The sequence below is a fragment of the Zhongshania aliphaticivorans genome (assembly GCF_902705855.1).
Classification (GTDB): Bacteria; Pseudomonadota; Gammaproteobacteria; order Pseudomonadales; family Spongiibacteraceae; genus Spongiibacter; species Spongiibacter aliphaticivorans_B.
Genome location: NZ_CACSIJ010000001.1, coordinates 399,665 through 425,626 on the forward strand (window position 1 = coordinate 399,665; position 25,962 = coordinate 425,626).

Genomic DNA, 25,962 nt, shown 5'->3' on the forward strand with positions numbered 1-25,962 from the left:
ACAACAATAGCCGTCCTGAAGCCTTACTAGAGCCGCTAAATCCAGCTACCGCGACGTCATCGTATACCAATGCTATAATTGCGCGCGGACAAAAGAGCACGTCCGTTAAATAAGAGCAATTTCTTTCCACTTTCAGCTATTTTTGGATCTTTATGTTACTGATAATTAAAATTATATTTTTAGCCATTCTAAGCTTTTTAAGCATTGCGGCACTCCAATTCACAGGCGTAGACGCAAGCAACCCACTTTCGGCCGCCATCATCACCGTGGCTATATTACTCGGCATGCTACTTTCACCCAACCTTCCAGCATTTGCGGACAAGTTCAAAAGCCAACGTGAACGCGGTACGGTTAAATGGTTTAACGTTAGCAAAGGCTACGGATTTATTACCCGCGATGCCGGTGGTGATGTTTTTGTACATTTCCGTTCGATTCGCGGCCAAGGTCGAGGCCGCCGCAGCCTAAACGAAGGGCAAGCCGTTGAGTTTATTCTCACAGAGGGTGAAAAAGGCCCGCAGGCCGAAGAAGTTTCTATTATTAAGTAAGACCAGCCATACAAGGCCTACAGCAATGCCTGCAAACTTTGCGGTAGGCCTCATCCGCACAACCCTTATCCAATCAATTAGCTATCAATAGTGCGGCGGTCGTTCCATATCGTGCAATTGGCCATCGTCGGCAGCAGCATTTTTCTGTTTCATCTGCTCATGCAATAACTCAAGCGTACGGCGCAAATTTCGTATTTCTAAGTCTTGAGCAACAACGCGATCATTCAATGCATTGAGCATATCTTCTTGAAACGCCAATTGAGTTTGGATCTCCACAAGCTGGCTGGACACATCAACGACCATTATCGACTCCCGTAAAAACTGGTTTGCAATTCACCCATAAGCGAGCGAAGCCATTATAATCGCCGTAGCATGAAATAGGAGAAAATCGTGTCCAGACTTGTTTACTCTAGCGACGTGGGTCGTCGCTGCCCAGATTGCGGCCAAGCCAGTACAGAATGTGTATGCAAAAGTGCAAATAACGCGGCGCCAGCCGGCGACGGTATTGTCCGTATTAGGCGAGAAACCAAGGGCCGCAAAGGCAAAGGCGTTAGTATTGTTAGCGGTGTTCTCATCGATGCCAACGAGCTTAAAAACCTAGGCAAAGAGCTGCGCCAAAAGCTAAGCACCGGTGGCGCAATAAAAGATCATGAAATGGAGTTTCAAGGCGACCATCGCCAAGCACTTAAAACACTATTGGAAAGCAAGGGCTACACCGTCAAACTAGCCGGTGCTTAGTAACGCGTACAGTACGCTGTCTAACAACACATAAAAGCTAGTGTTAATTTTTAAGACGGGGACTAGCGCCACTTGGATTTACATTTACACACAAATAACAAAAAGGCCTCAAAATGCATCCACCACTTCTTAGCGACGCCGTTGAAATAGGTATCGTCACCACTAATATGGACAATATGCGTCGATTCTATGGCGAAACCTTAGGGCTAAAATACGAATCAGAATTGCTATTTCCCGGTGGGCTCATGCATCGCTATCACCTTGGCGGGGCCATTATTAAACTTGTAACTTATGATAAAGATCCCGAACATGACGTCATTACCGGCGGTGGCTTCAGCGCCAAAGGCTACCGCTACATTTCAATGGGGGTAAACGGTCTTTCAGCGTGGTTTAAAGACCTAAAAGCACACGGAATAGAGATTCCTGTGGACGTCACGCCGTTTGCCGACGGTATCGGGTTTGGATTTATTACCGACCCCGATGGTAACTGGATAGAAGTGTTTGGCGTTTTATAAAACCACACTTAAATTTTCAACTTCCGCATTTTTTCAATCAAGGTAGTCCGCCGCAGTCCTAGGTGACTCGCGGCTTTGCTTATCACGCCAGCGTGAGCATCTAAAGCCTGCGCAATCCACTCGCGCTCCAATCTCTGAAAATACGCCTTCATATCGATACCAGCAGCAGGTAAGCTAGGTTCACCGTCACCACCAAACCCGCCCTGCGCTTTCTCAGTCAAAGGCTGCAGTTCAGGTCGCCAGCTGTCCTCGCCGTAACGGTAGTTCTCTGGCAAATCCGTAAAACCCACCACCGTGTCAGGATACATAATGGCCAAGCGTTCCAGTAAGTTTGCAAGCTCGCGGATATTCCCTGACCAGCCATGTGCGGATAATGACCTGAGTGCAGAATCAGCCAAACGCAAGCGCCCCAGCCCCTCAGCCTCGAGCTGTTTAGATAATACGCGAACAAGATGAGGAATATCCTCACGCCGCTCCGCCAGCGCGGGTACATTTAAAGGAAATACATTAATCCGGTAATACAAATCTTCACGAAACTGCCCCGCGCTAATCATGGCTTCTAAATTGCGATGAGTCGCCGCAATAATACGCACATCTGCCGTACGGGTTTTATCAGAACCAACCCGTTCAAACTGACGCTCTTGAATAACTCGCAGAATTTTCACCTGCATTTCCAACGGCATATCGCCGATCTCATCAAGGAATAGTGTCCCTCCTTCCGCCAGCTCAAAACGACCTGCTCGGCTAGAAATAGCACCGGTAAATGCGCCGCGCTCATGGCCAAATAATTCACTTTCTAATAATTCTCGGGGAATAGCACCACAGTTAATTGGTACAAATGGCGCGTCGCGGCGAGATGATAAGTCGTGCAAAGAACGCGCAACCACCTCCTTACCCGCACCCGATGGCCCCGTAATCAATACCGTCACCGCTTTATCAGCAACTTGAGCCGACAGTCGCCGCAGCTCGGCAACCGCTGAACTCACCCCAACCAACGGTTCATTTGCCACTACGGCGCCACGCTCGCGGCCCAGTTGCAAGCGATACAGAACTTCTAATACATCTTGATAGTAAAAATCTGTACTCAAAACTAAACCATGCCCCCCCATGACTTGCGGCGCCGAGGTATCCTGCAAAACCACCATCGGCGGCGTTGCGTCGCCCAGCCATGTTTTCAGCGCAAGGCTTTGCCCGCTGTCAAAAATAGCGTCGCAATCTTTAGGCTGTAAATCAGCAAGATCGGTGTATACACGGCACGCCCCCAGCGAAAGCAGAACATGTTGCAAGCGCAAACTTTGCTCGTATGGGGCTACTATAAGAAAACGGGGGGCTAAATTATGCTTGTTCACACTTCATCATCACGCAGACTGTCATTTTATTGACTATAGCAGCTACGAATTAATAATCCTTAGCAAAACTGAAAATTAAGTCAAAATTTTGACTGTATCATCTAATAAAGTGGATGCCTTCGCGATCCGAACTCCCACCTTAAACCTTGCGATGAAGCCACCCATACGGCACAATCTGCCACCTTTCACCCCAACAGGAAGGCTTTCAGCATGTCAGACGGCAATTGCCCCGTTTACTATTTATCTTGGGATGAGCTGCACCGTGACACCCGCGATTTAGCCCGTAAACTCACCACCCAATCGTGGAAAGGCATTATCAGCATTGCCCGTGGCGGCTTAGTGCCTGGTGCAATCCTAGCCAGAGAGTTGAATTTGCGGGTGGTTGATACCCTGTGTATCGCCAGCTACGACCACGACCAACAAGGAAAAATTAACATCCTTAAAACCGTGGAAGGCGATGGCGACGGCTATCTACTTGTTGACGATTTAGTCGACACCGGCGGCACCGCAAAAATTGCTAAAGAATTGCTTCCCAAGGCCTGCTTTGTCACGATTTACGCCAAGCCTAAAGCAATGGCATTAGCAGAGCATTTTGTCAGAGAGTTTGCCCAAAATACCTGGATTCACTTCCCCTGGGATATTGAGCCCACTTATAGTCAACCGCTTGTACAATAAGCCTTTTTTGATTCGCGGCGGCATTCACTATAGAATCCGTCACGTTTTGTGCAGCCCGTTCTGCAATTCATGTCCCCGTGGCACAGCTGGATAGCGCGGCCCCCTCCTAAGGGGCAGGTCACAGGTTCGAATCCTGTCGGGGACACCATTTTCATCTAATACGGCACACACTTCGCCGGCTAACCCACTTACAATTAAAATAACGGCACACTAGAGACTCCGCGCTATGAGCAGCATTTCATCGATGCGCAACATTTCAGTTGGAAACTATTTTATTCACGCTGTGCTGCGCAATGCAGAGGCCCACGGACTGAATAAAAACACGTTGCTGCACGCTGCAGGAATTTCGCCAGAACTATTAAGCCAACACAATGCCCGTGTATCTGCGGTGAACTTTGGCCGCCTGCAATCTATTGTTATGCGAGAGATGAAAGACGAGTTTCTTGGCTACGGTTCTTCACGCTATGTGATCGGCACATGGACAAATATGTGTTATTCGGTCATCCACTGCACCACCCTTGGCCACGCAATGGCAAGGTATTGTCGTTTTTACCAAATGTTTGAGTGGGGCCTGCAGCCGCGATTTGAAATCAACGGCGACGAAGCAAAATTCGTTATTGAGCACGGCAACACTGACCACCCTATCGGTGAGTATGGCTTTGAGCTCATTATGTTTAATTTACATCGATTTAGTAGCTGGATGGTCCGGCGCCATCTGCCGCTTATTGCCGTTAATTTGGAGTACCCAGCCCCCGCTCACGCCCAAGAATACCGCCATCTATTTCTGGGGCAGGCAGTGTTTTTTAACAAACCCAGAACTGAAATTATTTTTCATCGCAGCTTAACTGAGCTGCCTTTAGAGCAAACCGAACAATCGCTGCACCGCTTTTTACAACATCCCGCCTTGGTGATGTTGATTCAGCAATACAAAGAGAAAAGCTGGACAGACCAAGTGCGTATGATCGTCAACAAGCACTTGATTGACACACCTGGAATAAATGAAATTGCCGAGCTGCTGCACTTGCATCCGCAAACATTGCGCCGGCGACTTGCGCAGGAAGGCACTACCTTTAACGAGGTAAAAACCCAGTGCCGCCACGACACCGCGCTATACCATCTTGGTCGCTCCAATCTCTCGATTGAAAGTATTTCGCAGCGCACGGGGTTTTCAGAATCTAGCGCATTCACCCGCGCATTTAAAAGCTGGACCGGGATGACGCCACAAGATTACCGCCGCCGTATGTGACGCGCCTTATTCAAAATTAAAGCGCGTCACATGCATTAAACAAAGCGCACGATATTCTGTGGCGCCTTGTGAGTCACCTCAACACGCTTCCCTATCACCTCGTCATCACCCTGCAAAACTGCAAACGCAACTTCGTCATCCGCAGCGGTATTTGCTAAGAAACGACGACCATCATCTAAGCGACCAATCACAATACCCAAACTCGGCTTGCCGCGCTTATAAACCAGCGTATAGGTTTCAACAACACCCACCCCACTGGCTTCTTCTGCTAACTCGGCCACTGGCAGACAGTCGAATTTCGCCTGCAAACTAGAATCAGCATTTTTACAGGGTGTTTCTGGCGCCTGTGCAGAATATAAGCCCACCGATTGTTTTGACAGAAAACCGCCATTCGCCGTTACCAAACCATAGCTCGACGACGCCTCTCTAAGCTGGTCAGTCAAACTTGCAATAGCATGGGTGCTGTAGTTATTTCCTGCACCGCCGAAAAAGGGCAAACCACCAGTTACGGTTAAAGCCTCATCGGTATTCCAATCTAGGCCCATTGCCTCACACGCCGCCAAAACTGCAATAGGGAAACAACTATAAATATCCATTACATCAATATCTGCAATCGATTTTCCCGCAGCGCTTAATACGCTGTTTAAGGTCAATTTCATCGATTCGGAGACAGCCAAATCCGGACGCGAAGAAACAAAACCATCATCAACATCCGCATAGCTGTGCAAATAAATCCACTGCGACTCGGGAATACCCAATTCTTGCGCCTTGTCGACGGAACACATCAATAGCGCCGCGCCTTGATTCACCGCATCTTGGGCTACCATCCACTTGGTATGCGGGTGCGCAACCCAGTAATTATCGTCAGAAACAGTATTCAAAAACTCAGCGCTTCGAGCTTGCGGAAACTGCGAATACGGATTGTTCGCTGCAATATCAGAAAATTTAGAAAATAAACGTGAAGCCAACTCACGATGCTCCGCAACACTTAGCTTGTGCCGCGCCCGCCAAGCGTGCTCAAGCAAGGGATAAACCTGTGTCGGGAAGGTAATACCATGTGCCACTTCGTGCTGTGTAAATAGCCAATGACAACCGCGATCATCCAAATCGCCGTCAACGGTTTCGCTCCAATCTAACACCAAGCCCGCTCGCCCGGCCTGCTTCATAATGCCGGTCGCTTCTGCACCAGCTATCAAACCTAAATTCATTTCGCCTGCAGCAATTTTCTCCGCAAACTCATTAACAAAGCGCTGTGGCGAATGGCCGCCTTCACGCCCATATATAGCACGCTGCGGATTGGCACCGATGCGCTTAGCTAGCGAACGCGGAACATTATTACTGCCTCCAAAAGGCCCCTTACCACCAGGTACCGAATCAACAAAGCCGCGAACAAACGCAATGGTATCGATATGGGGAACGAGGTTCGTTTGTGCAGCCGCTGAATCAATCGCGACCTTAGTCGCCTTAGCAGCAATATCGAGAGGCGACATTGCCGTTTCTGCTGTTACTTCATCACGAAAAACGTATTGCCCAGACGCAACTAGGATGGGAGTTCTATTAGCCACAAACTTTCCTTATTTACTGATATTTTTATGTAGTATAACTCGGCAGAAGCCAAATTGAATTGACAGCAATGACGGAAACGCCGGAATTCTCGGTCGCCCCGAACTCGTCAGTTACTTATTTAGTTTCAGAAAAAATTAGGACGCCTTATTATCGCAACAAAATAAAGCAAGTAGAAAAGTCATGCACCGCACGCACTGTAAAACAGAAGCAGGTTTTACAGTAACTTGGGATATGCCTGAGTTATTGCAAAACCTGAATTTGGAACGCCCACATTAGCGAGCTGCTATTAAATATAGATACTGCGGGAACCATATTTACGGTTGTTGCACCTTCGCAACTCGCAATTCATCCCCTTGTGTCTTGGCTTGAAGTGACACAACTTCCCACGCACGACCATCAACATCACAGCTTACCTTAAACGAGTCTGCGTTGCGCGGCAGCACCTGCATCAAAAGACGTGGACTAACCTGATTTCCCATCGCCGCTTTAAATTTAACTCGCAAGGTTTGGTCTGCACTTCCATACTTGTGCTGAATTTCAGATTTACATAATTCCGAAGCACGACTCACATAATCTGCAGAGGCTTGCCCGGCGCTGATTGACAGCGCAGCAAACAACACCGCTGACAATATGCTGATATGACGATTCTTCATGACTTTCTCCTTCCCTAAGTTTCCAAATACCGCATCGCTTGAATTGAATTACTTGACTACGGAAGCAAGTCTACCCTCGACATAAATGCACATAAATACCAAAAAAATCACATTTATTGTGCAAAATTAATCACCATGAAAAATCTTGGCGGGAATGGCTGGTATCAATTCCAAGGAGGGTGGCGACAACATCGCCAGTCAAAGTTATTGCTAAATCGCACCACTGCTAAATACCGTAAATGGAGTCATCCCTTACTTAGCCGTTCAACATCAGCGCTATTTGAATTTAAAATCCGCTATCAGCCACTTGTTGAGATAGTGAATAAGAAGTGTTAAATGACCACGCACCCTCGACCACAGTGGCTACTGTAGCTTTAAAACCATTGCCATCACACATTGAACGAAAGGCCTTCGGCTCTTCCATATCAGGTGATTTATAGGTGACATTCATTAGGTAATGCTTACTACCGTCTTCTTGCCTAATAACACCCACCTCTTTATCAAAGGTAGTGTAGTGAGCCACACCCAGCTTATTGGTAATAATTTTTGCACATATAGCTAAAGCCGATTCATCTACCGATGCGCCACTATATGCCAACGGGGAAAGCGTCATTGCCGCCCCCCAAACACAAGCTAAGACTAGGTTTTTCATAATATTTCTCCACTCCTTGGCACTGCTGAACACTACTTCGGCTTAATAAATACGTTTGCCGCTAACAATTGCCGCCATTCAAGGCATAATTAGTGACTAAACTTTACCTGTTTTAAAAAAGGCTACAGTCACCCCAAACAAACAAAGCTGCTAATTTCACCTTTGCGCAATTGCAGTAACAGCTTTGGAGGCAACATAAAGAAAACCGCGCTAGTACACATCACCAGTTCTGTTGAGTAATACAAAATTAATTCAATATAGAATGGGCTTGCCTAGCACCACCGGCGCACTACAGGAGTAATGAGTCATTAAACCAAGGGATGAATCACGCCAAAATACCCAAACCAGCATGGATGCCCCCCCAAACCACCCTGCTGCGCTACGGCATAATCACATTACTGACCTCTATCGCGATCATCACCTTGCTTTGCAATAATTACTGGTTGGGCGCTAGCTTTAAAAGTTACGACGATATTGACGGAATATTTGTCGCCACGATTCATGAAAATGGCCCAGCATTTGCCGCCAATCTCGCCATAAATGACCACATTATCGCGGTAGAGTCTGCAAGCGGCAGCCCCTACACATTTTTAACTAGCGATACTGTGGTAGATCCAGGTTTATTAGCGACCTATAAGCAATACCGGCATTTCTTTGAACGGCAAGCTAAGCTGCAAGAGATTCAGGCGGGCGGTGAGCTGGTATTCACCTTAGCGAACGGAGATCAAGTCGTCGTCCAAACGCCGTCATTCCGTCCTATCAGCTCTTTACCTTGGACACTTTGGTACCAACTAATTTGCGCCGCGATCGCCCTCCTCGCCTGCGCCATAGTCAGTGCATTTCAACGCAAAAATCCCGCCGCGTTTTATTATGGCTTTACCGGTATCGGCATCGCGATAGTTATCTATACAAATTGTTATTTTTCCGCCCGCGAACTGTCCTTCCCTAGCACTACTTTTTATATCTTATCCAAAATTAACTGGTTGGGTGTTTGCACCTTAGGCTGGGGCTTGATCTGCACACTCTGGTACTACCCTCGGCGCCTAGCCAAGTTTCCGCTTGGGCCGGCAATGAGTGTAATGTTTACAAGCTGCCTGCTGTGGGACTGGCTAGAAATTCCCACGAGCTTAGAGATCGGCCAACGCATTCCGCTCTATCTAGGCTTTACCGCTGCCTTGATACTTGCTGGGATTCAATGGCATCGTCAATCAAGTGACCCTATAGCTCGCGCCGCGATGCGCTGGTTTTTTCTATCGTGGTTTAGCGGCACCGGCGCCTTCCTATTTTTTGTGTTAATACCTATCACATTTAAAACCGACTGGGGAATCGATTATGTAAGTGCCACCGGCTTATTACCCTTGTTACAAATTGGTATCGCACTCGGTATTTTGCGCTATCGACTCTTCGACCTAGACCGCTGGGCAATGCGCATTTGGCTCTGGTTTCTCGGCGGTTCGCTAGTAATTTTAATGGACGCCATATTAGTCTATTGGCTGAATATTAACGCCTCAATATCCTTAACCTTTGCCTTAGTATGCGTCGGATGGCTGTATTTTCCACTGCGACAATTTTTGTGGCACCGAATGGGGTGGAACCCTTTAAAAATCAATTTCCAAACCGTATTTCCAAACCTTCTGAAGTCTGTGCTCAACGTAGAGAGCCAAGAAGGCATAGGATCGCGCTGGCGCTCACTACTAAAGGATTTGTATCACCCGCTTTCAATCACCGAATTAGCAGAAGACCCTCCAGAAATCCAAAGAACCGAATACGGCTTAAGTATACTGATACCTGCTTTTCCAGGCGCACCGCCACTCAAGCTATCTGGAGCCAATCGCGGCGGCAGATTAATGGGGCCGGAAGACGAGCAGTTTATCGCCTCACTTTGGCAGCTTCACAACGGCGCGCAGGTGTTTCGCCAAGCATTTGAGCGAGGCGTTGCAAGGGAGCGCGAGCGCGTTGCCCGCGATCTGCATGACGACATCGCAAGTGATCTTCTCGGGCTAATATATTCAGCGCCAGATAATGAATCTCGACAGCGGGCGCAAAATGCATTTCAAGATCTAAGGGTCATTATCCAAGGAATGGAAAGTGACCACTTGCCCCTACTCTCAAATATCCAAGGCTGGTACATCGACACCGAGGAGCGATGTCGCGCGGCAAATATTACCTTGCATTGGCAACAAGCTGAGGAAATGGATCTCCACTTGCCATCGCGCCGAATTGTGAATTTACGCAGAGCTTTTCGAGAGGCTATTAGCAATGTGATAAAGCACAGCCAAGCCAGCGAGATGAACATATCTATACGTCGGATTAAAAATTATTCCACAAATCTGCTAATGATCGTCATCAAGGACAACGGCATTGGCATGGATGAAACTTCAAACAATGGCCGAGGTATTCGCAATATCTCAAACCGCCTAGAGGAATTAGGCGGCTGTGCGAAATGGTCAGTAGCAAACCAGCTCGTGGGAACCGAGCTTATATTGGAAGTACCACTTGGGATAGAGGTAGGTCGCAATGATTCTCAACATACATAACAATAGGTTCACTTATGACTGATGAGCGAATAAGCACTGCCTTCATTTTGGAAGATTTTATCGAGGCTCAGCAATGGTTAGTTGGTGCACTTGAAATAGCATTTCCTGGTATCACGATCGAGCTTGCCGACAGCATTCAATCTGCCAAAAAAGTGCTTACAAACACGAAGATCGCCGACATTAATCTGATCGATCTAAAACTGCCGGATGGCAGCGGCTTGGAAATATTGCGGGATATAAAACAGCGTCGCCGTAGCGCCCGCTGTGTAATAACAACCATATATGATGATGACAAGCACCTATTCCCTGCCCTTGCAGCCGGCGCCGACGGCTATTTATTAAAGGACCAAGACCAGCAATTACTCGCAGATGAAATACAGCGAATACGACAGAACCAACCACCCTTGTCACCAATGATCGCGAAAAAAATAATAGGGTCTTTTGCCAGAGAAACAACACTCACTTTAGATGAATCTTTAACTCCTCGCCAACTCGAAGTGCTCAGAATGATCGTACAGGGAGATAGTATTCAAAATGTCGCCAATAAATTGAATATCAGCTATCACACTGCCGCCTCCCACGTTCGCGGCATATATGAAAAATTAGGGGTTAGCAATCGCGCAGAAGTCGCAGCCAAAGCTTTCGACCTTGGCCTAAGCTAGCCCTGCTAAGCGCATTTAGACTTCACAACAGTAATAGACAATACAACTCAACACTAATACTCAATAATTTACATACATCGTGCTACGGATGACAAATAAACTGGCATTTGGGTAAGTATTATAATTGTAAACGTATTAATACAAGCATTAGGCTCACTAGCTGTATAAAACATGAAATTATTGCAGCGCACCATCTAAATCTTATGAATGATACAATTAGAAACGACCAACAATCCCCGACCACCACATTACTACGACAATTAAGAATTAATATTTCGTCCGGCTGACCCAAAAACCGAACACGGCTACTTTCTTATCGCAAAGTGTAATTCGCTGTTATTCGTAGAGTCGAAATAAATCAATTCACCACCGCTACGCGCTACCACAAAGGCAATCACCGCCATCACGTTTGTTTCGTCATAGACGTAGATATGGTGATGGCCGTCAGCGTCTTCAAAAGCTTGGAGGATGTCTGCCTCCGTGTGATTATCGTAAACCTCATGGTTTTCAGTATTGAGGTATACATCGCGGTACTCATCCAAGGTATAAGCCCAGCGGTCATTCACATACTTATCAATTAATACTTCTGACGGGGTAAGCGCCCTTTTCCTGTCGTAGGTATATTTCTTATTCGGAATAATCGTGTACACAATGCCACCAGGCCTTAACACCCTTAAATAATCCATTAGAGCCGCAATTGGATTGGAGGAATGCTCCAGCGAATGAGATGAAAAGACGGTATCTACACTAGCGGATGCTAGGCTAGCCAATGGTGGTTCGTTCGCGCCGAACACAATATCAACATCGACAAATCCTTCCTTGCGCTTGTGGTAGCCGAAATAGCCTATTTTTTCCAACGCACTTTTGGTCTGCTCTTTTGTTCCCACATCTGCATATCTAATCGACGTCGCCTTTGGAAAAAACGCTGGCGCCGACAGTGCACCAACCTCTATGCACTCCCCCTTACACAGCTTCGCGATGGTTTTATTAGGCTGAACTCGAATACCAAGCAGACCTCGTAACCATTTTTTCATTTCTGTCTTCTACCCTATCTAATACCCCCGCAGGGGATCAATCTCTTGGCCAAGCACAAAGACATTTTTAACGCCCCAGCCTGTACACAAGCGACTATTGCAAAAAAATCATTTAAGCCTTAGATGTAGAGAAACCACTTTTAAACGACTATAAGATTACGCGACTCACCAAGCACAAGGCATATTACCCCTTCACAACTATGTTCTCGCTAGCAGCCTCAAAATCGTTATTATCTTAGCGTAGCCTAACTATGAGTCTACCCACAATTTCAGTAGTTCATGCCGGCCGAGCGATCCTTATCACCACAAAAAGAAAACTCAAAGAAGCCATATACGGAGGCTACACGCGAGCACGCAGCCTCCAACATCAAGCGCCTTGCAACTACTCCCATTCAATCGTCGCTGGCGGTTTGCTGCTGACGTCATAGGCAACGCGTGAGACTTGTTTAATCTCATTGATGATGCGGTTTGAAACCGTTTCTAGCAGCTCGTAAGGCAAATGCGCCCAACGGGCGGTCATGAAGTCGATGGTTTCTACTGCGCGCAGCGCGATCACGTATTCGTAGCGGCGGGCATCCCCTACTACACCAACAGATTTCACCGGCAGAAAGACGGCAAAGGCCTGACTGGTCTTGTGGTACCAATCGGCGCGGTGAAGTTCTTCCAAAAAGATGGCGTCGGCTTCACGTAAAATATTCGCGTATTCTTTTTTAACTTCACCCAAAATTCGCACGCCTAAACCTGGGCCAGGGAAAGGATGGCGATAGACCATATCGTAGGGCAAACCCAGTTCTAAACCGATGCGGCGCACTTCGTCTTTAAACAATTCGCGCAGTGGCTCAACTAAGTCCATTGCCATATCATCTGGCAGTCCGCCCACATTGTGATGAGATTTAATCACATGTGCTTTGCCAGTTTTAGACGCAGCCGACTCAATCACATCGGGGTATATAGTGCCCTGCGCAAGAAAGTTTACGTCTTTTAATTTGGTCGCTTCTTGATCAAAAATCTCTATAAAGGTATTACCGATAGATTTGCGTTTTTTCTCTGGGTCGGCTTCGCCGGCCAGCTTGCTTAGAAACGCTTCTTCGGCATCGACGCGAATGACTTTTACACCCATGTTCTTTGCGAACATTTCCATGACCTGATCGCCTTCGTTTTTGCGAAGCAGGCCATTATCAACAAACACACAGGTTAATTGATCGCCAATAGCCTTGTGCAATAAGGCTGCCACTACTGAACTGTCTACGCCGCCGGAAAGACCCAGCAATACTTTTTGATCGCCGACTTGGGCGCGCACTTTGGCAATGGCGTCTTCAACAATATTCGCCGGTGTCCACAGTGCTTCGCAACCACACAATTTCAATACAAAATGTTCGAATATACGCTGGCCTTGCAGAGTGTGAGTCACTTCGGGGTGAAACTGCACGCCGTAGAATTTCTTGGCTTCACATTGCATTGCCGCAATCGGGCAAGATGGTGTAGATGCCAACACCTCAAAGCCTTCCGGCAGGCGAATAACTTTATCGCCATGACTCATCCACACGTCGAGCAAGGCTTTGCCATCTTTATTATCAATATGATCAGCAATATCAGCAGTTAGGGCGCCGGTGGTTTCCAGCTTAATTTGCGCATAGCCAAACTCATGAACGGGCGAGCCCTCTACCTTGCCGCCCATTTGCTCGGCCATGGTTTGCATGCCATAGCAAATGCCCAATACCGGCACGCCAAGCTCGAACACTTTTTGTGGCGCGCGAGGTGAACCCGCTTCTGTTACCGACTCAGGGCCACCAGCCAAAATAAAACCTGAGGGTTTAAATTCTTCAATGTCGGCATCATCAATATCGTAAGCGCGAATTTCACAATACACCCCAATTTCACGAATACGACGGGCGATCAGTTGCGTGTATTGCGAACCAAAATCAAGGATCAAAATTCGGTGGGCATGGATATCTGGGATTGACACGGCGATTCTCTCAACAAGGTTCACAGCAAATGTGAACATAAATAAAACAGCAAACCCGCTGCGATAGCGGGTCTGTTAATTAAGTTAGCCTACGAGCACTGTCTATTAGGTCGGGTAGTTAGGCGCTTCTTTAGTAATGCTGACATCGTGAACATGGCTCTCGTTCATACCGGCCGACGTCACCCGCACAAACTCAGGAGCAGTGCGCATTATTTCCATATTAATACTGCCGGTATAGCCCATTGCTGAACGTAGACCGCCCATTAATTGATGCACAATGGCAGACAGTGGCCCTTTATACGCCACGCGGCCTTCGATACCTTCTGGTACTAATTTTTCAGCGCCGTCGTCTGCGCTCTGGAAATAACGGTCACTAGAGCCTTGGGTTTTAGTCATTGCACCAAGCGAGCCCATACCGCGATAAGACTTGTAAGTACGGCCTTGAAATAGCTCGACTTCGCCAGGCGCTTCTTCTGTGCCGGCAAACATCGACCCCATCATGATCGAACTCGCGCCAGCAACGACGGCCTTCGACAAATCGCCAGAGAAGCGTATGCCACCATCGGCGATCAGTGGAACACCTGTGCCTTTTAACGCTTCCGCCACATTAGCAATGGCGCTAATTTGCGGAACACCCACGCCGGTTACAATTCGCGTGGTGCAAATAGAACCAGGGCCAATGCCGACTTTAACCGCGTCAGCCCCAGCGTCAACCAATGCTAAGGCCGCCGCGCCAGTAGCGATATTGCCGCCAATCACATCAACTTGTGGGTATTTTTCTTTAATCCAGCGCACGCGGTTTAACACATTCATCGAATGGCCGTGAGCCGTGTCTACCACTAGCACATCAACACCCGCAGCAACCAAGGCTGCAACACGGTCATCGGTGTCTGCACTGGTACCAACTGAAGCGCCTACGCGAAGCTGGCCGGCACTGTCTTTACACGCAAAGGGATAAGTTTGCGCATTATTCATGTCTTTTACGGTGATCATGCCCGTAAGCTCAAAGGCATCGTTAACGACGAGCACCTTCTCGATACGATGACGGTGTAGCAGCTCACGTGCCACGCTCATATCAACGCCTTCTTTTACCGTGACCAGCTTGTCCTTAGGCGTCATCATGCTTGATACCGGAACATTCAACTCTTCTTGGAAACGGACGTCTCGACTGGTGACAATACCGACAAGCTCACCTTTGTCTAACACCGGCACACCAGAAATCTTATGCCGACGACGAAGTTCAAACAGCTCGCTTAGGGGCGCGCTAGCTTCAATAGTGATGGGATCCTTAACAATACCGCTTTCATGCTTTTTAACGGCGCGCACTTCTTGAGCTTGCTGCTCAATCGTCATGCTTTTATGAATAATACCGATACCGCCCTCTTGGGCCAGTGCAATAGCAAGCCCACTTTCAGTGACAGTATCCATCGCGGCGGAAACCAGCGGAATATTCAGGGAGATATTGCGAGTCAGTTGCGTTTTTAAACTAACGTCTTTCGCGGTGACCTCGGAGTAACCGGGGAGTAGAAGTACATCATCAAAGGTGAGAGCTTCTTGGGCAATGCGTAACATATTTTGATTCCGGTGCCTGTGGCTAGAATCCTCGCAATTTTAATTGATGGGCGCCCCCGAGTAAACCGATTCTTAGCGCCAAAATCCCATATCTGGGTATAATGCGCCAATGACTACACAAGAACCGCCACAAACCCTGAGTGTCAGCCAATTAAATGGTCTGGCTAAACAATTACTAGAAGACTGCTTCGCGCAAGTTAACGTCACTGGCGAACTGTCGACCCTGTCGCGCCCAAGTTCCGGCCATTGGTATTTCACTCTAAAAGATGACCGCGCCCAAATTCGTTGTGCGTTTTTTAAAGGTCGTAATGCACGGGTAAATTTCTCGCCCGAACCCGGCCAACAAGTGAATGTTCGTGGCAAGGTTAGCCTTTACGAAGGCCGCGGCGACTACCAATTAATCGTCGACAGCATGCAACCGGCTGGCGCCGGTGCGTTGGCCCTAGCCTTTGAGCAACTCAAACAGGAACTGATGGCAGCGGGCTGGTTCGACGCCGCCAATAAAAAGCCACTCCCCGCTACTATTAGCCACATCGCGGTGATCACATCACCCACTGGTGCGGCAATTCACGACATTTTATCAGTACTACAGCGCCGGTGGCCAAATATGCAAATCAGCGTGCTGCCTGTGCTGGTACAGGGCGAACACGCCGCCCAACAAATCGCTAATGCCTTATTGCAGGCCAATATTTGGTATAGCCAGGGACGCAAAGATTTTGATGTTATTTTGGTGTCTCGCGGCGGCGGTTCACTCGAAGACTTATGGCCATTTAATGAACGCATAGTGGCTGAGGCAATCTACAACTCTGCCCTACCAGTTGTGAGCGCAGTAGGCCACGAAGTGGATTTTAGCATCAGCGACTTTGTGGCTGATATTCGTGCCGCCACACCGTCTGCTGCCGCAGAGCTACTTAGCCCCGATCAAAGCGAGTTGGTTTCTCGCCTGCATCTACTCAAAGGCCGACTTGCCAATAGCCAAAGGCGCAGAATTAAACTCTGGCAAGACCAGCTGCTATCACTAACTCGTCGTGTACGTGATCCACGCAGTCAGTTACGCGAACAAAGTCAGCGTCTAGACGATTTAGAAATTCGACTTCAACGCCAATGGCAGCAGGTCCAGCGCCAGCGTCAGCAACGCCTTGCTGCGGCAAATCAGCAACTTGCCCTACTCAACCCAGAGCGCCAGTTAAAAACCAAACACAAAGAACTCAACGCCCTTCGCGGACGTATGCAACACGCGATAAAGCAGCAGTTACAGCGGCCGCGAATCGCGCTAAAAAATATGGCGCAACAACTAAAGACTCTTGGGCCAGAACAAACGCTGAATCGCGGCTACGCCATTATCAGCAATGACAGCGGCGCCATCGTCCGCGACGCAAATATGCTAACGAATGGCGAACAAGTTAACGCGACGTTTAGCCGTGGAAAAGTAGCGCTTCTTGTCAAAAAATAGGATTACACCAAGATTTTGCGGATATGTGTAAGTAAGGCATCTGAATTTGAAAGTCCCTGACGTTCAGGGCTTAACACCCCATAGTGCTTTTCAAGTCATCCCGCAGTAGCGCACTGCAATAAACCGAATACTCTGCACGTCAATATTTACCATTGAAATAATCATACACTGCGCCCTTCATCCGCATTGAGGCCTTCGCCAGTAAGTCCATGCTTACTGCACATCAAAAACTGTGAGGCACCCACAATAATATCAACTCGCGCATTCGTTCACGCTTACTAGCTACAACCTTCAGCGTCATCAAACCGCCCCACCTCTCTACACCGCCACTAACATCCAAGTTATAGCGTAGGTAAATCATTGCCTTTTAACATACCGGACGGTATATTAAACAAAAAAATACCAACTAGTATATTAATTTTACTCAAGGAATTCCCATGCACGCGCCACTGAAATATCGCTCCAACCTTGAGAGAAAACGTCGCTATGCACTCGTCTTCGCAACGACACTAGCAAGCCAAAGCTGGGCAGGGATTGGTGTCACACCATTAGGTTTTGGCGCGGATTCAGTTTCAATGGCAGGTACTGATATGGGCTTCTCTAGCGACCCGCTCAGCATCAATAACAACACCGCTGGCATCGCAAAATCAAAGCAAGCCCAATTCAGCGCCGCGCTTGAACCCTTTGTTATGATGAATATTCGCCACGCTGACTCATTAGGCAATGACCAGCGTTCAGGCAATGATCGTGCATTACTCATCAGCAGTGCTTGGTCGTCACCACTAGAAAATCATTCCGATATTACTGTCGGATTAGGATTTTTTGCTCAAGGCGGCGTTGGTTACGAATATACAAAGCTAAATACCGCCTTCGGAAATAAAGACGATCTGACTGCTATGTTTGGCGTGTTCCGGCTTGCACCGGCAATCGCGTGGAACGTGAATAGCAAATTGCGGATTGGATTTAGTGGATCTATAAATTACTCTCAGGCTGAACAAGAGCTGTTTCCAAACACATCAGATGCAAACAGCGGCTTTCCCGGCCTAGAAATCAAAAATCTGAGCGGAATAAGTTACGCATGGCGAGCCGGTTTGCAGTACGACATTAGTGAGCAAGTCACCTTTGGAATGGCTTACGGCTCCGACACAGAGCTGGTTTTAAAAAATGGCAGCGCCACCGCAAACTTTGAGGCAATGGGGCTTGGTCGCGTTAAATACAACTCCGCTAAGATCGACGGCTTATCATTACCCAGCGAATTTGGTATTGGGTTCGCGTGGCGCGTTACGCCACGACTTACACTAGGCAGCGATCTAAATTGGTATCGCTGGAGCAAAGCCTTGGGCGAGGTGACAACACAGCTATCCGGCGTACAAACAAGCGGCGCACCAGAGAGCATAAAATTAACAAACGATTTTGGTGGGCAAGATCAGTTCTCAAGCTCAATCGCGGCGCAGTTCAAACTAAATGATCAAACTCAAATTTCTGGCGGCATTAACCACGCCGGCAACGTCATAAAGCATGGCAACGAATCGCCACTCAATAACCTAATTGCGAAGTGGCACCTCACCGCAGGGGTAAGCCATCAAGTTGACCAACACTGGAACGCATCGCTAGCATATATTTACGTGCCAAAAATAAAGCGCGAATACACCAACACCCAACTTCCATTAGGCCGCGAAGCAGAAGAGACTTTCGGCGCTTATTCTATCGCCCTTGGGATTACGTATAACTGGTAGGGGGTTTTATAAAGTGTGGCGCGCAAACTTATATTGCGCGCCACACTTTAGTTTCAGTACACCAAGCCCTAGGCATACCGATAGTAAAGATTAATAACTTTCTGGCAGCTTACGCTTGATAACAATATGACGGCCATCCACATCGATGTATTCGCCAATGGTTAAGTCTTTCAATATACGTGCAACCATTTCCCGTGATGAACCTACCCGGTCAGCAATTTCTTGCTGCGTAAGCTTTTCATCTATACGCATACTGCCATCTTCTTCAGCAGGCTGCGCCAAGCTAGTCAGCACTTTTACCACACGACCATAAACGTCTTGCAGCGCTAGACTCTTAACATCGTTAGTCAGCTTGCGAATTCGACGGGTAAGGTTTTTATTCAATATGCGAGTAATATTGGGATGCAGATCTAAAATCGCTTTAAAATCTTCTTTATAAATAATGCGAACTTTACTGGCTTCCATTGCCCGTACTGACGCGGAACGTTTATCGTCGTCCAGCAAGGCAAGTTCACCAAAATAGTCGCCATATTCTAGAATATTCAGCACAAAGTCTTTGCCGCCTTTGTCGCTGCAATACACTTTAACGCGACCGGATTCGACTACATAGAGCGAATCCGCCACATCGCCTTCGTGAATTAGTACGGTGTTTTTGGCAAATTCACGCACCACACTGGTGTCACGTAAAATCTGAATTTCTTCCGGCATCAGACCGTCAAATAAATCGACGTTTTCGATACTCATTTCCACATTCCCCATGGGCGATAAAACGTGGAGTGACTATAGCATAGTTGCGTAACTAGCTGTCTAGGAAGGAAAGGTGCTTAATGCTCGACGGAAGACGGGAGACGCTTTTCCGCTGCGCCTCGCGTCTTCCCGTCTCCCGTCCAGCGTCTCCTAGCTATTCAGGCCGCATATGCGGGAATAACAACACATCACGAATCGACGGCGCATCAGTGAACAACATTACCAAGCGATCGATACCAATACCCTCACCCGCTGTTGGCGGCAAGCCGTATTCAAGTGCTGCAATAAAGTCGGCGTCGTAATGCATGGCCTCGTCATCGCCGCCGTCTTTTTCAGCAACCTGCGCCATAAAGCGTTCGGCCTGATCTTCAGAGTCATTCAACTCTGAGAAGCCATTAGCAAGCTCGCGTCCACCAACAAAAAACTCGAAGCGGTCGGTTACAAAGGGGTTATCGTCGTTGCGACGCGCCAGCGGTGATACTTCGGTTGGGTATTCGGTAATAAAAGTCGGCTGATCTAGTTTATGCTCAACCGTCTCTTCAAAAATTTCGATCTGAATCTTGCCCAAACCCCAGCTGCCTTTCACATCAACGCCCAGCTTTTTCGCAATCGCAGTGGCTTGCGTCATATCAGCCAATTGCTCAGCGGTGATGTCCGCGTTGTATTGCAGCACAGAATCAAATACCGACAAACGGGTAAACGGCTTAGCAAAGTCGTATTCGCTGCCTTGATAATTAATAGTGGTGGTGCCCAGCACTTCCTGCGCGGTGTTGCGCAGCATGGCTTCGGTCAAATCCATCATGTCTTTGTAATCGGCATAAGCTTGATAGAATTCGATCATGGTGAATTCTGGATTATGACGGGTAGATAAACCTTCGTTGCGGAAGTTACGGTTAATTTCAAACACCCGCTCAATACCACCGACAACCAAACGCTTTAAATACAGCTCTGGCGCGATACGCAAATACATATCCATATTCAATGCATTGTGATGTGTCACGAAAGGACGCGCACTGGCACCACCGGGAATAACTTGCATCATCGGTGTTTCAACTTCGACAAAGTCACGCTGCTGCAAAAAATTACGTATAGAGCTAATCATCTTTGAGCGAATTGAAAAAGTACGACGTGACGATTCATTCATAATCAGATCGACATAGCGCTGACGGTAACGAATCTCTTGGTCTTGGAGGCCGTGAAACTTATCTGGCAGCGGACGCAAAGACTTAGTAAGCAGCGAAGTCTCTTTCATATAAACGTAGAGATCACCCTTGCCAGATTTATGCACCGGACCGGTGGCAGAAATAATGTCGCCGATATCCCAGGTTTTAATTTCGTCTGCTAATTCTTCTGGGAATTGCTTTTTATCGACATAAACCTGAATGCGTCCGGTCATGTCTTGCAGCACCATGAACGGCCCACGCTTGGCCATAATGCGTCCGGCAATACTTGCGTGACGATCTAAAGTCTCTAGCTCTTCCTTGTCCTTTTCGCCCAATTCCGCTTGCAGACGATCGGCGTAATCTTCACGACGAAAATGATTTGGGAAGGCATTGCGCTTCTCGCGGATGGCCGACAATTTGGCACGGCGCTCGGCAATAAGGCGATTCTCTTCCTGAACGTGTTCAGCTTCGTTGTGATTCTCAGACATTTTAAGTTCCTGGGTCGGGCGTCGGAGGTCTGACGTCGGACGTATTAAAAGCAGCGCGCTGCTTATTTGTATTTGAAAACTAAGACACCGATCTCAGTGCCGTACTTAACACTTGTACGAATTTCTCGTCAGACGTCAGACTTCCAACACCCGACTTGGCCTGCTAAAGGCCAAATTTAAGACTCGCTTCAATAAACAAATCTAAATCACCATCCAATACCGCACCGCAGTTGCTGGTTTGCACATTGGTACGCAAATCTTTTATGCGCTGGTCATCTAAAACATAAGAGCGAATTTGACTGCCCCAGCCGATATCAGACTTACTGTCTTCCAGCTCCTGCGCCGCGCTATTGCGCTTTTGCATTTCCAATTCGTAGAGTTTTGCTTTTAGCATTTTCCACGCGCTGTCGCGGTTCTGATGCTGCGAACGCTGGTTTTGGCACTGCACTACAATATTAGTGGGAACGTGGGTTAAGCGCACGGCTGAATCGGTTTTGTTAATGTGCTGTCCGCCGGCGCCGCTGGCGCGATACGTGTCGGTGCGCACATCTGATGGATTAATATCTATTTCAATATCATCATCAATTTCTGGGGAAATAAATACCGAGCAAAAAGACGTGTGACGACGATTTCCGGAGTCAAAAGGAGACTTACGTACTAAGCGATGAACGCCAGTTTCCGTGCGTAGCCAGCCAAAGGCGTATTCGCCCTGCACGTGAATCGTCGCACTTTTAATACCTGCTACTTCACCGTCCGACACCTCAACCAACTCGGCTTTAAAACCTCGGCTCTCGCACCAGCGCAAATACATACGCAACACCATATTGGCCCAATCCTGCGCCTCGGTGCCGCCCGAGCCAGATTGAATATCAAGATAGCAATTGTTCGGGTCCATTTCGCCCGAAAACATACGGCGAAATTCTAAGCTTGCCAAAGACGCTTCTAAACGATCAACATCAGCCTGCATACCGCTAATAGTGTCGTCATCACCCTCTTCTACCGCCATATCCAGCAATTCGCTGCAATCTGCAACGCCACCATCTAACTCGTCAATCGTGGCAACAACGGCCTCTAATGAGGCCCGCTCACGCCCCAGATCCTGTGCGCGCTTGGGGTCATCCCAGACTTTTGGATCGCCCAGTTCCAGCTCGACTTCGGTTAAACGCTCTTTCTTGTTGGCGTAGTCAAAGGTACCCCCGAAGCACGTCGGTTCTGTCGCCCATGCTTTTAAGGGATTGGCGTATGGCGTTAACTTCTAACATTGAGCAATATCCGGTCAGACGTGGAAAAGGCGGGCATTTTACCTGATGCGAGGCACTGAGCAAAGCGTAGTCAAGAATTGAGACCGTAACTGCTAGCAACTACGCGGCCAACAAAATTGCTTACTCAGTCACAGCTTGTATGTGGTCAACTAGTAGCTGTACTGACAGACGCTCTCTAAACAAATTGCTATCCAGCTTATACACCACATTCACGTGGTCTATCTGTGGATTTGGCCACACCGCAGTATCTATATTGAAAGCGATGGCGTCGATAATTTGCTGACTGGCTTCGCCACTCGTGGTTAACGGTGCCAGCACCATTTTTAAATGACGTTCGCCAACAATACGTTGCTGAACCAATCGAAAACGACCATGGAATTTCGGCTCTGGAAAGTTCTGTCCCCACGGCCCCGCGCTACGTAGCAGCTCGGCGTGCTCGATGGAGAAATCGTCTGGCTGCAACTCACCGTCGCTGTGTACCGCTGCAGTGAGCTGCTCTTCATTAGTTAATTCTGCCACAATCGCGTCAAAAGCGGCTTCAAATCGTGGATAATCGGCCTTAGCCAAACTTAGGCCTGCCGCCATGGCGTGACCGCCAAATTTATTCAGCAAACCGGGGTTTCGTTTAGCAAGCAGATCTAAGGCATCGCGTAAATGCAGGCCCGGAATCGATCTGGCCGAGCCCTTCATTTCGACATCATCGGCATCAGCAAAGGCAATGACCGGGCGGTGATAACGGTCTTTAATCCGCGAGGCCAAAATACCGACCACCCCTTGGTGCCAGGTCGGATCGTATAAACAAATCCCATTGGGGATATTGCTGGCATCAAGCTGTAAATGCGCCAACACCCGCATGGCGTCATCTTTCATGCTTTGCTCGATGGCGCGGCGTTCGCGATTTAAATCATCTAGCTCCGCCGCCAAGCTCAGCGCCACGTCCTCGTCATCCGTCAGTAAGCAACGAATACCGAGACTAATATCATCCAAACGCCCCGCCGCATTTAAACGCGGACCAAGGGCAAAGCCCATATCTGCCGCCACTAAGCGGCTCGCCTCTTTACCGGCAACTCGGAGCAAGGCATTAATACCGGGGCGACACCGGCCAGCGCGTATCCGCCTTAAACCCTGCGTCACCAGCACTCTATTGGTTTGCTCAAGTGGCACTACGTCGGCCACGGTGCCTAGAGCAACTAGATCCAATAACTCGGCCAAATTGGGTTCGGGTCGCGTATCAGAAAACCACGCCCTCTCACGCAATTCAGTACGCAGTGCCAGCAACACATAAAACATTACCCCCACCCCCGCCAATGACTTGGCGGGAAACGGGCAACCATGCTGATTAGGATTAACAATCGCGGCAGCGTCAGGCAAAGCATCGCCGGGTAAATGGTGATCTGTCACTAAGACAGGAATACCAAGCTTCGCCGCAGCAGCGACTCCGTCGATACTAGAAATTCCATTATCGACGGTAACTATTAAATCGGGTTGGCGCTCGGCAGCCACCGCGACAATCTCTGGCGTTAAGCCGTAACCGAATTCAAAGCGGTTAGGCACCAAATAATCGACATGCCCCGCCCCCAGGGCTCGTAGACCTAGTAGACCAACGCAGGTGCTGGTTGCGCCATCACAATCAAAATCACCAACAATTAATATGCGTTGTTGGTGTTGAATGGCATCGGCGAGCAAAGCACAGGCCTCCGGCAAGCCTTTCATAGTAGGCTTGGGGAGCTGCTCTAGACCGGTTTCTATTTCGCTGTCACTGAGCACGCCACGAGCGCCGTACAGCTTTTGCAGCAAGGGAGGAACCGCCGCAGAAAATGCTGTGGCGGCGGGAGTACGCAGAATTATTTTAGGAAAGTCTGCCACCGACTATGCGCGGATATTGGCAGCGATAAACGCGTGAACATCCCCAATCTTGTTATCGACAACCTCGTAGCGCTCTTCTAAGTCGAATAAGTCGCTCATATGGTGTGGCAATGGCGGCGCAGTTGGGTAACCCGCCTTCATTACCGCTTCTGGGAATTTGGCTGGATGTGCCGTTGCCAAGGTAATCATTGGCGTGTTCATATCGCGGCGACATTCACGCGCAGCTTTCACACCAATCGCGGAGTGAGGGTCTAGCAGGTATTCACTGGCGTCGTATACCGATGCAATAGTCTCAACCGTTGCCGCATCATCAACACCGTAGCTGTCGAATAAACCACGAACCTTAGCAAAAGCGGAATCGGGAATAGACACCGTCTCGGTGTTCATCTTTTCCATTAAATCAGCAATCGCCGCACCGTCGCGGTCGTAACAATCGAATAACATACGTTCAAAATTGCTAGACACCACAATATCCATACTTGGCGACAGGGTGTGTTGTAACTCGTGCTTTTCGAATTTATTACCGCTAATAAAGCGGTGCAAAATATCATTTTGGTTAGTCGCCACCACCAACTGATCAATTGGCAAGCCCATACGCTTAGCCAAATAACCCGCGTAAATATCGCCAAAGTTGCCGGTCGGCACCGAGAAACTAACTGAGCGATTCGGCGCGCCAACGGCATAAGCCGCATAAAAATAGTAAACGATTTGGGCCATAATCCGCGCCCAGTTAATCGAGTTTACCGCAACCAAGCGACGCCCTTCTGGCAAGAAGCTCTGATCACCAAAGCTGGCTTTCACCATTGCTTGGCAGTGATCGAAATGACCGCGCACAGCGATATTGTAAATATTGTCGCCCTCAACAGTAGTCATCTGGCGACGCTGCACCTCAGACACACGCTGATAGGGATGCAAAATAAAAATATCGATATTAGTACAACGCTTACAACCCTGAATAGCCGCAGAGCCAGTATCACCCGAGGTTGCGCCCATAATGACCACTTTTTGCTGACGACGTTCTAACACGTAGTCCAGCAAACGACCCAGCATTTGCAGAGCAAAATCTTTAAACGCCAACGTCGGCCCTTGGAATAACTCCAACACCCATTCATTGCGATCAAGCTGCACGAGTGGTGCAATCGCAGGGTGACGAAAATCCACATAGGTATCATCGATAATCGCTTTTAAATCATCATCGGGAATACAACCGCCGACGAATGGCTGAATAATCTGAAACGCCAAATCGGTATACGACAGCGACGACCACGCAGCAATTTGCTCTTTGCTGTATTCGGGCAAACTCTCCGGCACATATAAACCACCGTCCGGCGCCAAGCCAGTGAGCAAAACATCTTCAAAGTTCAGGGCGGGCGCTTTGCCACGGGTGCTTATGTATTTCACGTGCGATTAGCTCTCAATGTTCGTTAGAAATATCACCGAGCCTTACATTATATGTGGTAGCTCAGTTTGCAAAATGCTTGATGGGAGACGGGAGACGCAAATTGACTTAGCATCTCCCGTCTCCCATTCAGCGTAA

At 48.3% G+C, this 25,962-nt stretch carries 22 protein-coding genes and 1 tRNA gene; 10 read left to right on the forward strand and 13 right to left on the reverse strand.

Annotation, left to right across the window (positions count from 1 at the left end):
- Positions 1-284 precede the first annotated feature (284 nt).
- Entirely contained in the window at positions 285-545 is a 261-nt protein-coding gene (locus GVJ32_RS01800; protein WP_159238613.1) for a cold-shock protein, read from the forward strand.
- 84 nt (positions 546-629) lie between these two features.
- On the opposite strand, the gene GVJ32_RS01805 is transcribed toward GVJ32_RS01800, so the two are convergent.
- Positions 630-848: a SlyX family protein gene (locus tag GVJ32_RS01805; protein WP_159238338.1), complete on the reverse strand. Its 219-nt coding sequence runs from the start codon at positions 846-848 to the stop codon at positions 630-632.
- A gap of 87 nt (positions 849-935) precedes the next feature.
- Between GVJ32_RS01805 and GVJ32_RS01810 the strand changes: the two genes are divergently transcribed.
- Positions 936-1,283, forward strand: coding sequence for a stress response translation initiation inhibitor YciH (locus GVJ32_RS01810; RefSeq protein WP_159238339.1), 348 nt, complete (start codon positions 936-938; stop codon positions 1,281-1,283).
- Positions 1,284-1,396: 113 nt separating this feature from the next.
- Positions 1,397-1,798, forward strand: coding sequence for a VOC family protein (locus GVJ32_RS01815; RefSeq protein WP_159238340.1), 402 nt, complete (start codon positions 1,397-1,399; stop codon positions 1,796-1,798).
- Between the two features lie 8 nt (positions 1,799-1,806).
- Here GVJ32_RS01815 and GVJ32_RS01820 read toward each other — a convergent pair whose 3' ends face one another.
- Positions 1,807-3,090 (reverse strand): sigma-54 interaction domain-containing protein, encoded by a 1,284-nt coding sequence (locus GVJ32_RS01820; protein ID WP_286187489.1) that lies wholly within the window; start codon positions 3,088-3,090, stop codon positions 1,807-1,809.
- Between the two features lie 267 nt (positions 3,091-3,357).
- Here GVJ32_RS01820 and gpt point away from each other — a divergent pair, with 267 nt between their 5' ends.
- From gpt to GVJ32_RS01835, 3 genes are all read left to right on the forward strand, one after another.
- Complete coding sequence (gene gpt / locus GVJ32_RS01825) at positions 3,358-3,822, forward strand: xanthine phosphoribosyltransferase (RefSeq protein ID WP_159238341.1); 465 nt, start codon at positions 3,358-3,360, stop codon at positions 3,820-3,822.
- A gap of 71 nt (positions 3,823-3,893) precedes the next feature.
- Positions 3,894-3,970 (forward strand) — tRNA-Arg (locus tag GVJ32_RS01830).
- A 78-nt stretch (positions 3,971-4,048) separates the two neighbouring features.
- Positions 4,049-5,068: an AraC family transcriptional regulator gene (locus GVJ32_RS01835; RefSeq protein ID WP_235035006.1), complete on the forward strand. Its 1,020-nt coding sequence runs from the start codon at positions 4,049-4,051 to the stop codon at positions 5,066-5,068.
- Between the two features lie 35 nt (positions 5,069-5,103).
- Here the strand turns inward: GVJ32_RS01835 and GVJ32_RS01840 are convergent, their stop codons facing one another.
- From GVJ32_RS01840 to GVJ32_RS01850, 3 genes are all read right to left on the reverse strand, one after another.
- Positions 5,104-6,633, reverse strand: coding sequence for an acetyl-CoA acetyltransferase (locus GVJ32_RS01840; protein WP_159238342.1), 1,530 nt, complete (start codon positions 6,631-6,633; stop codon positions 5,104-5,106).
- Positions 6,634-6,948: 315 nt separating this feature from the next.
- On the reverse strand, positions 6,949-7,287 hold the full coding sequence (locus GVJ32_RS01845; RefSeq protein ID WP_159238343.1) for a hypothetical protein: 339 nt from the start codon (positions 7,285-7,287) through the stop codon (positions 6,949-6,951).
- A 286-nt stretch (positions 7,288-7,573) separates the two neighbouring features.
- Positions 7,574-7,939, reverse strand: coding sequence for a hypothetical protein (locus tag GVJ32_RS01850; protein WP_159238344.1), 366 nt, complete (start codon positions 7,937-7,939; stop codon positions 7,574-7,576).
- 353 nt (positions 7,940-8,292) lie between these two features.
- Between GVJ32_RS01850 and GVJ32_RS01855 the strand changes: the two genes are divergently transcribed.
- The gene (locus GVJ32_RS01855) at positions 8,293-10,476 is read left to right on the forward strand and encodes an ATP-binding protein (RefSeq protein ID WP_235035007.1); all 2,184 of its coding nucleotides are present in this window, start codon (positions 8,293-8,295) and stop codon (positions 10,474-10,476) included.
- Positions 10,477-10,490: 14 nt separating this feature from the next.
- Positions 10,491-11,138, forward strand: coding sequence for a response regulator (locus GVJ32_RS01860; RefSeq protein ID WP_159238346.1), 648 nt, complete (start codon positions 10,491-10,493; stop codon positions 11,136-11,138).
- Positions 11,139-11,443: 305 nt separating this feature from the next.
- On the opposite strand, the gene GVJ32_RS01865 is transcribed toward GVJ32_RS01860, so the two are convergent.
- The 3 genes from GVJ32_RS01865 to guaB form a co-directional block, all read right to left on the reverse strand.
- A complete protein-coding gene (locus GVJ32_RS01865; protein WP_159238347.1) occupies positions 11,444-12,172 on the reverse strand; it encodes a methyltransferase domain-containing protein in 729 nt (242 codons plus the stop codon).
- 382 nt (positions 12,173-12,554) lie between these two features.
- Entirely contained in the window at positions 12,555-14,138 is a 1,584-nt protein-coding gene (gene guaA, locus GVJ32_RS01870) for a glutamine-hydrolyzing GMP synthase (protein ID WP_200841299.1), read from the reverse strand.
- A gap of 105 nt (positions 14,139-14,243) precedes the next feature.
- Entirely contained in the window at positions 14,244-15,710 is a 1,467-nt protein-coding gene (gene guaB / locus GVJ32_RS01875; RefSeq protein WP_159238349.1) for an IMP dehydrogenase, read from the reverse strand.
- A 109-nt stretch (positions 15,711-15,819) separates the two neighbouring features.
- Between guaB and xseA the strand changes: the two genes are divergently transcribed.
- Both xseA and GVJ32_RS01885 read left to right on the forward strand, forming a co-directional pair.
- Positions 15,820-17,163 carry an exodeoxyribonuclease VII large subunit gene (gene xseA / locus GVJ32_RS01880; protein ID WP_159238350.1) on the forward strand — a complete coding sequence of 448 codons (1,344 nt, stop codon included), beginning with the start codon at positions 15,820-15,822 and terminating at the stop codon, positions 17,161-17,163.
- 437 nt (positions 17,164-17,600) lie between these two features.
- Positions 17,601-18,899 carry an OmpP1/FadL family transporter gene (locus tag GVJ32_RS01885; protein WP_159238351.1) on the forward strand — a complete coding sequence of 433 codons (1,299 nt, stop codon included), beginning with the start codon at positions 17,601-17,603 and terminating at the stop codon, positions 18,897-18,899.
- Positions 18,900-18,989: 90 nt separating this feature from the next.
- On the opposite strand, the gene GVJ32_RS01890 is transcribed toward GVJ32_RS01885, so the two are convergent.
- From GVJ32_RS01890 to thrC, 5 genes are all read right to left on the reverse strand, one after another.
- A complete protein-coding gene (locus GVJ32_RS01890) occupies positions 18,990-19,643 on the reverse strand; it encodes a Crp/Fnr family transcriptional regulator (protein ID WP_159238352.1) in 654 nt (217 codons plus the stop codon).
- A gap of 157 nt (positions 19,644-19,800) precedes the next feature.
- On the reverse strand, positions 19,801-21,297 hold the full coding sequence (gene lysS / locus GVJ32_RS01895; protein WP_159238353.1) for a lysine--tRNA ligase: 1,497 nt from the start codon (positions 21,295-21,297) through the stop codon (positions 19,801-19,803).
- A 163-nt stretch (positions 21,298-21,460) separates the two neighbouring features.
- A protein-coding gene (gene prfB / locus GVJ32_RS01900) for a peptide chain release factor 2 (protein ID WP_159238354.1) occupies positions 21,461-22,559 on the reverse strand; the annotation gives its coding sequence in 2 pieces (ribosomal slippage) (positions 21,461-22,483 and positions 22,485-22,559; 1,098 coding nt in all).
- 120 nt (positions 22,560-22,679) lie between these two features.
- Positions 22,680-24,425: a single-stranded-DNA-specific exonuclease RecJ gene (recJ, locus tag GVJ32_RS01905; RefSeq protein ID WP_200841300.1), complete on the reverse strand. Its 1,746-nt coding sequence runs from the start codon at positions 24,423-24,425 to the stop codon at positions 22,680-22,682.
- A 3-nt stretch (positions 24,426-24,428) separates the two neighbouring features.
- The gene (thrC, locus tag GVJ32_RS01910; RefSeq protein ID WP_159238355.1) at positions 24,429-25,826 is read right to left on the reverse strand and encodes a threonine synthase; all 1,398 of its coding nucleotides are present in this window, start codon (positions 25,824-25,826) and stop codon (positions 24,429-24,431) included.
- Positions 25,827-25,962 lie beyond the last annotated feature (136 nt).

Coding starts and splice junctions, on each gene's coding strand:
- GVJ32_RS01800 (WP_159238613.1), top strand. CDS start 285: ATGCTACTTTCACCCAACCTTCCAGCATTTGCGGACAAGTTCAAAAGC.
- GVJ32_RS01805 (WP_159238338.1), bottom strand. CDS start 848: ATGGTCGTTGATGTGTCCAGCCAGCTTGTGGAGATCCAAACTCAATTG.
- GVJ32_RS01815 (WP_159238340.1), top strand. CDS start 1,397: ATGCATCCACCACTTCTTAGCGACGCCGTTGAAATAGGTATCGTCACC.
- gpt (WP_159238341.1), top strand. CDS start 3,358: ATGTCAGACGGCAATTGCCCCGTTTACTATTTATCTTGGGATGAGCTG.
- GVJ32_RS01835 (WP_235035006.1), top strand. CDS start 4,049: ATGAGCAGCATTTCATCGATGCGCAACATTTCAGTTGGAAACTATTTT.
- GVJ32_RS01845 (WP_159238343.1), bottom strand. CDS start 7,287: ATGAAGAATCGTCATATCAGCATATTGTCAGCGGTGTTGTTTGCTGCG.
- GVJ32_RS01850 (WP_159238344.1), bottom strand. CDS start 7,939: ATGAAAAACCTAGTCTTAGCTTGTGTTTGGGGGGCGGCAATGACGCTT.
- GVJ32_RS01855 (WP_235035007.1), top strand. CDS start 8,293: ATGCCCCCCCAAACCACCCTGCTGCGCTACGGCATAATCACATTACTG.
- GVJ32_RS01860 (WP_159238346.1), top strand. CDS start 10,491: ATGACTGATGAGCGAATAAGCACTGCCTTCATTTTGGAAGATTTTATC.
- GVJ32_RS01865 (WP_159238347.1), bottom strand. CDS start 12,172: ATGAAAAAATGGTTACGAGGTCTGCTTGGTATTCGAGTTCAGCCTAAT.
- guaB (WP_159238349.1), bottom strand. CDS start 15,710: ATGTTACGCATTGCCCAAGAAGCTCTCACCTTTGATGATGTACTTCTA.
- xseA (WP_159238350.1), top strand. CDS start 15,820: ATGACTACACAAGAACCGCCACAAACCCTGAGTGTCAGCCAATTAAAT.
- GVJ32_RS01885 (WP_159238351.1), top strand. CDS start 17,601: ATGCACGCGCCACTGAAATATCGCTCCAACCTTGAGAGAAAACGTCGC.
- GVJ32_RS01890 (WP_159238352.1), bottom strand. CDS start 19,643: ATGAGTATCGAAAACGTCGATTTATTTGACGGTCTGATGCCGGAAGAA.
- lysS (WP_159238353.1), bottom strand. CDS start 21,297: ATGTCTGAGAATCACAACGAAGCTGAACACGTTCAGGAAGAGAATCGC.